9 protein-coding genes and 1 tRNA gene are annotated in these 11997 nt (G+C 64.7%); 9 read left to right on the forward strand and 1 reads right to left on the reverse strand.

Annotation, left to right across the window (positions count from 1 at the left end; all coding sequences use genetic code 11):
• Window positions 1-19: 19 nt before the first annotated feature.
• Entirely contained in the window at window positions 20-4327 is a 4308-nt protein-coding gene (locus tag IEV83_RS09045) for an ATP-binding protein (protein ID WP_209003061.1), read from the reverse strand.
• Between the two features lie 368 nt (window positions 4328-4695).
• Between IEV83_RS09045 and IEV83_RS09050 the strand changes: the two genes are divergently transcribed.
• From IEV83_RS09050 to IEV83_RS09090, 9 genes are all read left to right on the forward strand, one after another.
• Window positions 4696-5079 (forward strand): phasin, encoded by a 384-nt coding sequence (locus IEV83_RS09050; protein ID WP_181760305.1) that lies wholly within the window; start codon window positions 4696-4698, stop codon window positions 5077-5079.
• Between the two features lie 266 nt (window positions 5080-5345).
• On the forward strand, window positions 5346-5861 hold the full coding sequence (locus IEV83_RS09055; protein WP_181760304.1) for a phasin: 516 nt from the start codon (window positions 5346-5348) through the stop codon (window positions 5859-5861).
• A 178-nt stretch (window positions 5862-6039) separates the two neighbouring features.
• Window positions 6040-6116 (forward strand) — tRNA-His (locus IEV83_RS09060).
• A gap of 174 nt (window positions 6117-6290) precedes the next feature.
• A complete protein-coding gene (locus IEV83_RS09065) occupies window positions 6291-7526 on the forward strand; it encodes an MFS transporter (protein WP_181760303.1) in 1236 nt (411 codons plus the stop codon).
• Window positions 7527-7609: 83 nt separating this feature from the next.
• Window positions 7610-8038 carry a helix-turn-helix domain-containing protein gene (locus tag IEV83_RS09070; protein WP_181760302.1) on the forward strand — a complete coding sequence of 143 codons (429 nt, stop codon included), beginning with the start codon at window positions 7610-7612 and terminating at the stop codon, window positions 8036-8038.
• Window positions 8039-8199: 161 nt separating this feature from the next.
• Window positions 8200-8652 (forward strand): helix-turn-helix domain-containing protein, encoded by a 453-nt coding sequence (locus IEV83_RS09075; RefSeq protein ID WP_181760301.1) that lies wholly within the window; start codon window positions 8200-8202, stop codon window positions 8650-8652.
• A gap of 217 nt (window positions 8653-8869) precedes the next feature.
• A complete protein-coding gene (locus IEV83_RS09080) occupies window positions 8870-9433 on the forward strand; it encodes a GcrA family cell cycle regulator (RefSeq protein ID WP_181760300.1) in 564 nt (187 codons plus the stop codon).
• Between the two features lie 310 nt (window positions 9434-9743).
• Window positions 9744-10124 carry a hypothetical protein gene (locus IEV83_RS09085; protein ID WP_181760299.1) on the forward strand — a complete coding sequence of 127 codons (381 nt, stop codon included), beginning with the start codon at window positions 9744-9746 and terminating at the stop codon, window positions 10122-10124.
• A 159-nt stretch (window positions 10125-10283) separates the two neighbouring features.
• Window positions 10284-11957, forward strand: a complete 1674-nt coding sequence (locus tag IEV83_RS09090) for a thiamine pyrophosphate-binding protein (RefSeq protein ID WP_244628122.1) — start codon at window positions 10284-10286, stop codon at window positions 11955-11957.
• The last annotated feature ends 40 nt before the right edge of the window (window positions 11958-11997 follow it).

Consider the following 11997-nt stretch of genomic DNA (forward strand, 5'->3'; position numbering starts at 1 on the left):
CCGCTCTGCGCGAGGGGGATTACTCGGCCAGCACCCGCTGCGGCGGGAAGGTGATCTCCACCAGCGTGCCCTGGTGCAATTCCGAATCAATGCGAAAGCTTGCCCGGTTGGCCTCCACCAGCGCCTTGGTCAGCGGCAAGCCGAGCCCTGTGCCGCCGCCGTGCCGGGCGGTGTGGAGCTGGCGGAACGGCTCCATCGCCGCACCTAAGTCCTTGGCGCTCATGCCCATGCCGGTGTCACGCACCCTCAGGATCACCTCGCCGCTGTCCTCCAGTGCCGTGGAGACGATCACCTGACCGCCGGGCTGGTTGAACTTGATGGCGTTGGACAGAAGGTTGAGGATGATCTGCCGCACCGAGCGCCCGTCGGCAACGATGCTGGGCACGGAGCCGGGCAGGCTGGCCCGGATGATCACCCGTTCGCGATTGGCCTGGGGCTGCATCAAGGCGACGCATTCGCGGATGATGTCATTCGCCGAGACCGCCTCGAAGGTAAGATCGAGCTTGCCCGCCTCGATCTTCGACAGGTCGAGCAGGTCGTTGATCAGGCTCATGATATGCGAGCCGGAATTGTGGATGTCGCGCAGGTAGCCCTTGTAGCGGTCGTTGCCGACCGGGCCGAAGCGCTCTTCCATCATCACCTCGGAAAAGCCGATGATGGCATTGAGCGGGGTGCGGATCTCGTGGCTGATCTTGGCGAGGAAATCCGACTTCTGCGAGCTGGCGTTTTCCGCCTGCCGCTTGGCGTCGGTCAGCTCCTCTTCCGCCGTCTTCCACTGGGTGATGTCGCGCAGCACCGTGCAGAAACGCGGACCTTCCGCGTTGCTGCCAACCCGGCCAATGGTCATGAACAACGGGATCAGCCCGCCGGAACGGACCTGGCCAATCACCTCGCGCCCGTCGTTGAGCACGCTGGCGACACCGTTGCGCGCCAGCCCTTCCAGGTAGTCATTGGCGTCCCTGTGGCTTTCCGGCGCCAGATAGCCGGTCAGCGCGGCGCCGATCATCTCGTCGCGCGAGGCGCCAAACAGGGCCTCCGCCGAGCGATTGACCTTGAGGATGCGCCCCTCTTCATTCAGCAGAAGCACGCCGTCGGTGGCGGTCTCCAGCACCGCATCCATCTCCGACAGATGTTCCTCGGCGATGTTGAGTGCGGTCTGTACCTCGTGCAGCCGGTCGAGCGCGGCTTCCTGCGCCGGATCGTGCCGGTCGAGCAGGGAGACCATCAGCGCCTTGCCATCCTGCCAGGGAACGCTGTGCAGCCGTGCCTTCACCGGCTTGGTGCCGCCATCTGCAAGGCAGATGCGCATGGTCCGTTCGGTCATCGAGCCGGGAGGCGCGCCGGGCCAGTCCTCCGGTTCGGCGAAAACCGCGCTCAGACCGCCGGCAGCGCGCAGAGCGGCAAGATCCGGATAGCCGAGAAGATCGAGCAAGGTGGTGTTGGCATAGCCCACGTCATCGCCGTCGATGATGCCGACGCCGACCGGCAGCCGGTCGAGAAGCCCGGTGCTGGTGATGTCCGCAGGTGTCGCGTCGCCATCCGTATCGCGGGCCGGTTTCGCGGGCGGGGGCGCGTCGACCGGTTCCACCGTCTCGGGCGTGTCGGCGCGTGAAGGCACATGCGCCTCGCGGATGCGCCGGCCAAGGTCGATGATCGAGCCGGCGCGAACTGCTGGAGCGGCGGGAGCCGTCGGTGTCGCTGGAGCCGCCGGCTCCGCGCGCCGGCTCGGGATCCTGGGCGGTTCTTCGGTGTCCGGTGTCGCCCCAAGGGCCTCGGCGATCTTACGAAAGGCCTCCCGTTCCGGCTTCGACAGGCGCGAGGCGCCGAGCGCCGGGTCCGCTGACGTCGGGCCATTGGCGGTCGGACTTTCCGGGGAGGTCACGTCTTCCGGGGGGTGCTGACTTTCCGCCGGTGTCTGGCTTGCAGGCGCCGGTTTGGCCTCCTCTGTCGCCGTCAGGCCGGAAGCTGGGTCGTCTGTGACCGTTTCGTCCCCGATGGCGGCAGGCGCCGTGATCTCCTCCCGGGAAAACAGATCGGCCGCAGGCCCATCGTCTTCCGGCGCGACGACGGTCTCTCCCGGGAGGGTCGGGCTGGCCTCCGCCTCTTTCATCGGAGGCGTTGCGGCCATTGCTTCTTCCGGCTGGGCCGTCTCCGCGTCGGTCGCATCAGGGGCGAGAGGACGATCGGTGGCGCGATCTTGCGCGAGGCGGTCGGCCCTTGCCGCTTTCGCCCGCCCGGCGATCAGTGCCGCCATGGCCGACAGCCCCGAGACCACCGTGCCGCCGCCGCGCGGCGCCGGCTCTGCCAAGTCGTCGGGTGCCGTGCTTGCAACCTGTTCCGTTGTGGCCTGCGGCTCGGAAGCCTCCGGCAGCGAGACTGGTGCGGCTGTCTCGGGCGCGGCGCTGGCAGGGAGCGTGTCGGTGACGGGGGCTTCGGCGTGAAGAGCCTGAACCTCCTCGCCCAAAACCGCGCTGGCGGGCGTCTCGGCAGGGGAGGCGATAGCCGCCGCCTCATCTGGCGCTGCCTGCTGCGGCGTGGCGCTGTCCGGTTGCTCGACGGTCACGGAGGTGTCCCGCAGGCGCAGGCCGAGACCGATCTCCAGCGGATCCCGGGTCGCCTCGCCGGTGCGGCAAACGCCAAATCCCCGGAACCCTTCGAACACGCGGTGTCGGTCGAAGGCGGGCAGTGCCGCCATGTCCACCGGCACCTTGAGGGCGGCGCCGCTGACCGGCCAGCGCACGGTGCGCCCGCTCCAGGTGTCCCGGCGGGTCAGCGAGGCGGCAATGCCGCCTTCCGGATCGAGCTGAAAACGCTCGGCCACCTCGGTCCAGGTCAGGCCGAGCACATCGGCCGCTTCCGGGCCGAGCGCCTCGGTGAATTCCGGAGAGAGGAAGGTGAAGCGCTGGTCGATGTCCATCTTCCAAGCAAAGCGCACCGGTCGCGGATGCGGTGTGAAGACAAAGCCGCTGGCCGAGGCCGGGACCTCCTGGGCCGGCGTGACATCGCCTTCCGGCCCGGCGCTGTTGCGGTCAAGATCCATGGCGGCGGTGGGGGCGAGGGCGCCGTCTGGCATCGCGGTTGCGACCTCCGCCGGAGCGCTGGCCGTATCGGCTGCGGGCCGCTCTTTCATGCGCGAGGCATCGTTGGCCTGATCCGCGTTGTCCGCAGTCGCCTCGCTGTGGCGGAACTCCTCCTCGAGTGCCTCTCGCGCCATGTGCGCGTCCGCTGCCTCGGGCGCTTTCTGGGCGGCGATCCCGGCAAGCACGCTGGCCATGTCCGGAAGCTCTTCAGTCTCCTGAGGCGGCAGCGTGTCGGAAGCCGGCGCGGTCGTGTCCGCCGTGCCGGACAGGAAGCGGGTGGCGCTGGCCAGGGCAAACAGACCGCCGGTCGGCACTGCGGGCCGAGCCGGTGGCGTGTCGTCCGCCGGCTGGGTCGCCAAGGGGGGCTCTTCCGTCTGTTCGGGTGGCAGATCCTCGGCGCTCAGGAGACTGTCCTCGGGTTCGGCATGATCGCCAAGAGCTGCGGGCGCAGGGAACCTATCGGGTCTTTCGCCAAGGTTCATGTGGGGCGCGTTGCTTGCGGTTGTTGTTTCCTCCGGCAGGCCCAGGCCTTGCAGCGCAGCGGAGGATGCGGGCATGTCCGTGCCGGTGGCCATGGGGGCGGCGAGGGGCGCGGCGGCGTCCGTGCCGCTCTCCACCACCAGCAACTCGCCGCCATCGTCGAGGGCGAGCAGGGCCGCTTCCCGCAAGGCGCCGTCAATCGTCAGCGGCGCAACCACCGGCGAGTGCTTGCCGGCGTGGCGCAGGGTGGAGCGCTCCGCCCCGTCCGGGGGCGAAAGGCTGCCGTCCGAGTGCCGCAACGTGCCATCGGAGCCGAACAGGAAGGCGGCATGATCGTTGTCGGCAAGCAGGTGGCACAGGGCGATCGCGGGCTCTTCGCTCTGGCCAGCGTTGATGGACGGCGCGTCATTGGCGACGATCAGGGCGCCGCTGTCCCCATCGGGCAGGGAAATCCGTCGACAGGTGCAGGTCAGCAGCATCACCCGCAAGCCGCGATAAAAGCGCAGCCGGTCGATGCTGTCCCGGTCGGCGGGGCCGGTCGCGGCAATCCGGGCGATATGCGGGCGCGCGGGCGCGCGGGCCAGACCATAGACATCGGCAAGGTCGGCCAGGGTGCTTGCGCCGAAAAACGCCGCGCCGGCGGCGTTCGCCCACAGGATCGTCTTGCCGTCGGCGGCCCAGATCCAGGCGGGACGACGGTCGGTCAGGTAGATATTGGCGGCGGCCAATCCGCTCAAGGCCATGAAGTTGCGCAAATGGCTGTTCATGGGCGCGCTGTCTCCACCGTTGCTGTTTGTCCCGGGACGGATCGTCCGCTCACCCGTATCAAGGGAACGGACCGTGCCTGCTGGGCCAAAGTCGGTAAACAAAATGTAAATATCGTGTCCGTCACGAGTCGTCCACGCCGGCCACGGGTATTGGCGCCATTGTCGCGCACGGTGGTTAACAGGCAATGCAACGATTGCAACCGGCTATACGCCGAAAGGCGGGGGCGAATACCTGATGCAGGACTATCCCTCGATGTGATCTTTCCTTTAAGATCAACGGGCAGGATAGGGCGGTGCGACCATCCGGCAATGGGATGTTCCGGCAGGCTGGTCGGGGTCCGGCCGGCAAGTGAAGGAGAAGCGGACTGATGACGAGCAACAAGAGCAGCTTTGAAATCCCCGAGCAGATGCGGCAGATGGCGGATCAGAGCGTCGATCAGGCGCGCAAGGCATTTGATGAATACATGGCGGCGACCCGCAAGACCGTGAGCACGGTCGAGGACAAGGCCAGTTCGATGAAGGCCGGGGCCGACGATATGGGGCGCAAGGCGCTGGAATACACCGAGGAACACGTGTCTGCGGCGTTCGAACTTGCCCAGAAGATGGTGCGCGCCAGCGATGTGCAGGAAATGATGGCGCTGCAGAGCGACTATATGCGCAAGCAGATGGAAGCGCTGGGCGAGCAGGTGCGCGAGCTTGGCGACAAGGCGGCGAAAACCGCTCAGGACGCGGTCAAGCCGGGCAAGGACTGACCGCGCAAGGGCCAATAGCCAGGACGCAAGGACGGGGAACCGAAGCGTTTGGCCCGTCCTTGCGCTGTATTTTCCGGTGCTGTGGCAATGCCTTCGGCCGGCCTGCGCGTTGTGCGTCGCAATAAAATGTTGCAATGCACAATAAATGGGTTTATATAGGTGATGTAGCTGGCGACGACGCGTACCCAAGGCGCATCGGTCGCAGAACATCTTCCCCGGGATGAGACAGGCGCTGGGCCGCTATCCCGGCCACAGGAGTTTGACACATGACCGAGACCAAGACCGCAGCGTCGACCAAGACGGCGCGTGCCAAGACCGCAGAAACCGCCGCCGACGCGACCGTGACTGCTTTTCCGAATTTCGAGGCCTTCGCTCTGCCGAAGATGGAAGTCCCGACGCTGACCCGCGAGATGGCCGAGAAGGGCATCGAGCAGGCCCGTGATGCCTACGCCAAGATCAAGTCGGCGGCCGAAGAGGCGACCGATCTGATGGAAGACGGCTTCGAGACCACCCGCCGCGGCGTGCTGGACTTCAACCGCAAGGCCGTCGATGCGGCCAAGACCAACAGCGACGCGACCTTCGCGTTCGTGAAGGACTTGTTCGAAGTCAAGTCGGTTGCCGAGATGATCGAGCTTCAGGCTTCCTTCGCCCGCAGCCAGTTCGACGCGCTGAGCGGCCAGGCCAAGGACATGCAGGAGCTGTCCACCAAGCTGGCCACCGAAGTGTCCGGCAGCGTCAAGGACGCGATCGAGAAGACCACGAAGGACTTCAAGGCGGCTTGACGTTCTGACGATGGCTGAGTAATAGCGGTGAAACCCGGCTCGCAAGGGCCGGGTTTTGCTTGTCCGCCGGACCTGTTGGCGGCAGTATGAAATTGGCTGTGGACATGGGTGGTGCAAGCGGGATGCAGGCTCTTGCATTCAGGCGAAATTGCCACTAGGTTCCGCCACCAATCGATGTGCAGACGTAGCTCAGTTGGTTAGAGCGTCGGATTGTGGCTCCGAAGGTCGTTGGTTCAACTCCAACCGTCTGTACCATTTCTCCCTGATTTGACTGTTTGTTTTCGTCCCGGCGCTGAGAGGCGGCGGGTTTTTTTGTATGTGGCGGGTGGGCCGCCTACCGTTCTGGGAGGGGCGGGCGTGCCCTTGACAGGGACGGCAAACCACCTTCCAGATTGGGCATTGGCGGCAGGCGGAAAGCGAGCCCTGGTCATGTCCTTTCTGGCAAAGAGCGAACAGCCGTCCTCCTATCCGAACTACCGCATCTGGCTGGACACCATCTACCTGCGCTCCTGGCTCGCGGTCTTCCTGTCCATGTCCGGAACGTTCCTGTTGCTGCTGACCCTGTCCACGGTGGTCTACGCGCAAACCGGTTCGGCCTTCTGGTCGGCGGCGGTTTTTGCCAGCCAGTGGGTCCTCGCGATTCTCAGCCCGCCTGTGGTCGCCTGGCTGGCGCAGCGGTTCCAGCCGGTCATGTTGCTGGCGTGGGCGGATTTTCTGGCCGCAGCCGTGGTCATCGCCGCCGGTCTGATCTTTCCGGTGTCGCTGGTGGCGTGTCTGGTGCTGCTGGCGATCCATGGCGTCCTTGATGCCATCAACAGATCGCTGCGGGTGCTGCCGTTGAAGGCGCATGTGCCGCCGGAGCATCTCAAGGCGGCGGTTGCCTATTTTTCCACGGCGCAATATCTCGCCTTCGGCGTCGGACCGCTCGTCGGCATCCTGTTGGTCGACCGCTTGACGGTGCTGGGGATCGCGGCACTCGACGCCCTGTCCTTCGTCGCCTCCGGTTGCCTCTACCTGAGCTTCCGCAAGCTGACGATCGGGATGGGGGATGCGTTTTCCGGCTTCGCCGCGCTCTGGCGTGAAACCCGAGCGGTGGTGGCGAAGAATGCGCTGCTGCGCCGAGCCTTGCTCTATCTCATCGTAATCGTGTCGCTGTACCAGGGCTTTCACAACGTGGCGCGGTCGGAATTTGCCTTCCGCTATCTCGGAATGTCGCTGGACGGTACGATGTATGTGCAACTGGTCGCCAGCGTCGGCATCGTTTTTGGGGCGCTGCTGGCCGGGCGCGTCAGCCGGCATTTGCCGGCCTATTCCAGCGCCTTGCCCTTGTTGATCGCCACGGCCCTGGGGTGCCTGGCAATCTTTCTGCCGCTGGGCAGGGAGGCGGTGCTGGTGCTCTACGGGGTCTTCATGGCGCTGTTTGAGGTGGCTTTCATGGTCTGCCAGGCAGAGGCCGTCGCAGAATGCCCGCTGCCCTCCCTGCCGGCGGTCAATGCAGGCAGCTTCGCGGCAATGACCACCGGGATGATGCTGATGGTCTTCGCCGGAGCGGCCGCCACGGATCTGACATCGCTGTTCACCGTCGCCCTGACCATCGGCGTGGCCGCGCTTGCGCTGGGCTTGCTGGTCAACCGGCAAACGCCCCATGTGGCCGGCTCAGACTGACGGGGGGCTTCACGAGGCTGGCGGTTCCTGACAGTGTTGCTTTCTGGTTCCTCCGCCGGTGGCGGTCTGTTGGGGAGGCTTGAGTGACGCAAGGGGCGCGGCGGCAGGAACAATCCGGAACCGCCTATCGAACGCGGCGGTTGCTTGAGACCTACTATGAAATGACCTTGCAGATTCAGGAGCGTTTCGGCGCGCGCGACGGCGATGATGTGCTGATGCTGGTGTTGATCGGCATTGCCGATCTGCGCGGGGCACCGATGGATGCTGACCTGCTGGCGGAAAAGCTGAACATGTCCCGCTCGAGCGTGGAGCGCCGCCTGCGTGCCCACCTGCGCAAGGGGACGGTGGAGAAGGAGCGGCGCGGCAAATCGGTTGTCTATCTCTGGTCGCAGTCCCCGCCCGATGCGGCAGGGGGTGGGGCGTCTGGATGCGTCACCGCCTCGGACGGCGAGATGAGCATGGAAATGATCGGTTCGATCATGAAACTGGTGGTCGACGTGGCAAGCGACTAACGCCCCTGATGGGGATGGAGCGTGTGGAGAGGGGCCGCGTCCCGGACATTCGGGGTGATGTCGGCGGGGAATGGCGGCTTTTTTGTCGGTCTGTCTCGGGCGAAAGCGCCGTTACCTTTGTCAAACTGACGAAGCAAAGCTGACGAAACAGGGGGAAGATCATGGAAGACGGGAGGGGGGCTGGCCACGCACGTAGAATTCTGCGCCTCTATGAAATGTTCTTCAGCCTCATGTTCCGGTTCATGGATGAATATAACGTTCGTGACCTTGGAAGTTTAATGATCATAACGACGATCTCAATCGCGGAAACGAATGAAATAGATCCGGATATCGATCTGATTTCAGAGGAAACGGATATCCCATACTCGACGGTCCGGAGAAAAATAGAAAAAATGATTTTGGACGGATGGATAGAGGCAAGGAAGGAGAATCAGAAGCTTGTCTTTTCTATTTCGGGAAGTATGAAATTTGCACACCCTGGTCAGTCTGACAATGAAGTGAATAAGAAATTCAATTCGGATGTCGTTTCAATCGTCATGTCAGCGATAAGAAAGGTTATTTCGGACGGGGAATTTGAAATCCAAAGTGAAAATCCTAAGCGATTGACGGATTAATATAACATTTACGATAATTTATCGGAGATTGACGAGAGGCTTCCCGGGGAGGGGTGCATTCTCGCTGCTCGAGGACGTTCGCGGAAACCTCCTGCATTACGACACAGCGTCAATTGAATAATGCCGACCGGCCCGCTCCAGACCAAGGCGCCGGCGGAACAGGGGCCCTTTGTGCCTGTGCATGGGGCCTCCAATGACAAAAGGATTGGGGCTAGACATGACTTGGACAAGCGAACGTGAAGACCTCTTGCGCAAGCTCTGGCGGCAGGGCCTCAGCGCCCGGCAGATCGCCTATGTCATCGCCGGGGTGACCCGCAATGCGGTGATTGGCAAGGCCCATCGGATGGGCTTGCCCAAGCGATCCGCCACCATGACCCATCGACCGAAACAGCGCCCGGTGCGTGGGCGGCCGTCGCTTGCCTGTATTGGCGGCGCCCCGGCGGCAGCGCTGGCGGAAGATGCAGGCCCGGCAACGGGCGCCGGGGGTGAGGGTGTGAGCGCCCGGATCGAACGGGAGTTGGCCCGGGCAAGTTTCGAGGCCGGCCGCTCCGGCGCATCGGAGCAGGACTGGGGCAAGCTGATGACCCTGACCGGCGGCGCCTGCAAATGGCCGATTGGCGATCCGGTCGACGCGGACTTTCGGTTTTGCAACTGCCCGGCCGAGGGCAGCCGCTCCTATTGCGCGTTTCATCTTCGGCTGGCCTATCGCGGCCGGCGACGCCGGTCCGGCGTCGCGGCGGCGGCCCAGGCGGGTGCGGAAATTTCGGCCATCGCCGGCTGAATGGAGCCGGCCCGTGGCGGCTGGCGGTCAATTGGCGGCAATGAAAGGGGCAATGCGCGTCGGTCTTTGTTGAAGTCTTCCCTCCCGGGCTGTGACGGGCGCATCCTGGCGGAGCTGGCAACAGCTCCGCCCTTTTTTTGTCGCTGTCTGGCCCGCGGGCCTGTCCTATCTTTCACAGATGGGGAAAAGAGGGGCCGGTCTTGGCGGGAGCCCCTTGGGTTTGATTTCCATCATTTGATGCCTGTGAGGCTTGCGGGAAAATGGGTAAACTGCTGTCAAAGATACCTGAATCGAGGAAGGATGCGCCTACATGACCGCTGACCTGGGCTTGAAGAAGATCAGATTGAACCTGGCCCGGACCAAGGAGTTCCCCAACGGCTCGCCGCGTCACGGCTATGAGTTCATCGCGCCGCTCGACGCCGATGGCCATATCGACGCGGGCGAGTGGAAGAAGCACCGCGACCAATGCCGGGTTCGCCGCTTCTGGGCCGATGAGGAAGAGGATATCGGCCATCTGCGCCATCGCCCCGGTGGATCCTGGGCCTTCCATTACGATATCGAGGGGGACGAGGATGACGAGGCCGGCTACCGCTTCGGCAGCCATGCGTTCCGGCCCGGTGAATACGTCTCCATCAAGGATGAGGACGGAGACCTGCACACCTTCCAGGTGGTGACGGTCCAGGACCTTTAGATCGGCGCCGCGCCGATCCGGATAATCGAAACATCATTCCGGTTTGGAATAGGTTGCGGACGGTCGCGCTTTTGCGCGGCCGTTTTGCGTCAGTGTATATGCAAGGACAGTGCTTGCATGTGATCACGGGACCCTTGTCGGTCCGGGAGAGGCGAAGAGATGGACATGGCCAAGGTCTGCCGGATATCCGGCACGGGGGGGCAGTTGCTGGTCGCGGCGCTGGAGCAGATGGGGGCCGAGCGCGTTTTCTGCGTGCCGGGCGAAAGCTATCTGCCGGTGCTCGATGCGCTGCATGACGCGGCAATTCCGGTCACCGTCTGTCGGCAGGAAGGCGGGGCGGCGATGATGGCCGAGGCCTTCGGCAAGATGACCGGCCGCCCCGGCATCTGCATGGTGACCCGTGGGCCCGGCGCGACCAATGCGGCCGCTGGCCTGCATGTGGCGCAGCAGGATTCCACGCCGATGATCCTGTTCGTCGGCCAGATCGAACAGGGGATGCGCGGCCGCGACGCCTTCCAGGAGGTCGACTACGTCCAGATGTTCGGCGGCATCGCCAAATGGGTGGCCGAGATCGAGGATCCGGCCCGCATGCCGGAGATGATCTCGCGCGCCTTCCATACGGCAACTTCCGGGCGTCCTGGGCCGGTGGTCCTCGCGCTGCCGGAGGACATGCTCGCCGCGGCGGCGGAGGTGACCACGCTGCGCCCGTTCACGCCGCTCGAAACCCACCCCGGGCTGTCGCAGATGGCGGAGCTGCAAAAGCGCCTGTGGGCGGCGAAACGTCCGTTGGCGATCCTCGGCGGCAGCCGCTGGACGGAGGCGGCGCGCGATGCCTTCACCCGCTTCGCCGAGCGTTTCGAGCTGCCGGTCGCCTGTTCGTTCCGCCGGCAGATGCTGTTTGACCATCTGCACGATTGCTATGCCGGCGATGTCGGCATCGGCATCAACCCGGCTCTGGCCGAACGGGTGCGGGACGCGGATCTGCTGCTTCTCGTCGGCGGCCGCCTGTCGGAAATGCCGAGCCAGTCCTATACCCTGCTCGACAGTCCGCAGCCGCGCCAGGATCTGGTGCATGTCCATGCCGACGCGGAGGAGCTTGGCCGGGTCTATCGGCCGTCGCTGGCCATTCATGCCACCCCGGCCGGCTTCGCAGCGGCTCTGGAAGGTATCGAACCGCCGGCGACGATCGGCTGGAGCGGTGCGGCCGGTGAAGCGCATCAGGCCTATCTCGACTGGTCCGGCGCCCGTCCGCGCGTGGCCGGCTCCTTGCAGATGGCCGATGTGATGGACTGGCTGGAACAGAACCTGCCGGACGACGCGGTGCTGACCAATGGCGCGGGCAACTATGCCACCTGGGTGCACCGGTTCCATCGCTTCCGCCAGATGAACACCCAGCTTGCGCCGACCAGCGGCTCGATGGGCTATGGCCTGCCGGCCGCCGTTGCCGCCAAGCTGAAATTCCCCGAGCGGACGGTCGTCTGCTTTGCCGGCGATGGCTGCCTGCAAATGACCATGCAGGAGTTCGGCACGGCGGCGCAGGAAGGGGCGGCAATCATCCTGGTCGTCGTCGACAATGGCATGTACGGCACCATCCGGATGCATCAGGAGCGGGACTTCCCCGGGCGGGTCTCGGCCACCACCCTGGTCAATCCGGATTTCGCCATGTTCGCCAGCGCCTATGGCGCCCATGCGGAAACGGTGGAGACGGCCGAGGCCTTCGGTCCGGCCTTCGAGCGCGCGGCGGCCTCGGGTCGGCCGGCGCTGCTGCACCTCAAGCTCGACAAGGAAGCGATCACGCCGACCCGTTCCCTGTCCGAGATCCGCGCTGGCTAAGCTGGTCCGAACCTGACGGACCACCCGGGCCGCACATCGG

This window comes from Stappia taiwanensis (assembly GCF_014635285.1).
Lineage (GTDB): Bacteria > Pseudomonadota > Alphaproteobacteria > Rhizobiales > Stappiaceae > Stappia > Stappia taiwanensis.

Excerpts from the sequence above, each read along its gene's own strand:
- IEV83_RS09045 (WP_209003061.1), bottom strand. The coding sequence starts at position 4,327 with ATGAACAGCCATTTGCGCAACTTCATGGCCTTGAGCGGATTGGCCGCC.
- IEV83_RS09050 (WP_181760305.1), top strand. The coding sequence starts at position 4,696 with ATGACGAGCAACAAGAGCAGCTTTGAAATCCCCGAGCAGATGCGGCAG.
- IEV83_RS09055 (WP_181760304.1), top strand. The coding sequence starts at position 5,346 with ATGACCGAGACCAAGACCGCAGCGTCGACCAAGACGGCGCGTGCCAAG.
- IEV83_RS09065 (WP_181760303.1), top strand. The coding sequence starts at position 6,291 with ATGTCCTTTCTGGCAAAGAGCGAACAGCCGTCCTCCTATCCGAACTAC.
- IEV83_RS09075 (WP_181760301.1), top strand. The coding sequence starts at position 8,200 with ATGGAAGACGGGAGGGGGGCTGGCCACGCACGTAGAATTCTGCGCCTC.
- IEV83_RS09080 (WP_181760300.1), top strand. The coding sequence starts at position 8,870 with ATGACTTGGACAAGCGAACGTGAAGACCTCTTGCGCAAGCTCTGGCGG.
- IEV83_RS09085 (WP_181760299.1), top strand. The coding sequence starts at position 9,744 with ATGACCGCTGACCTGGGCTTGAAGAAGATCAGATTGAACCTGGCCCGG.
- IEV83_RS09090 (WP_244628122.1), top strand. The coding sequence starts at position 10,284 with ATGGACATGGCCAAGGTCTGCCGGATATCCGGCACGGGGGGGCAGTTG.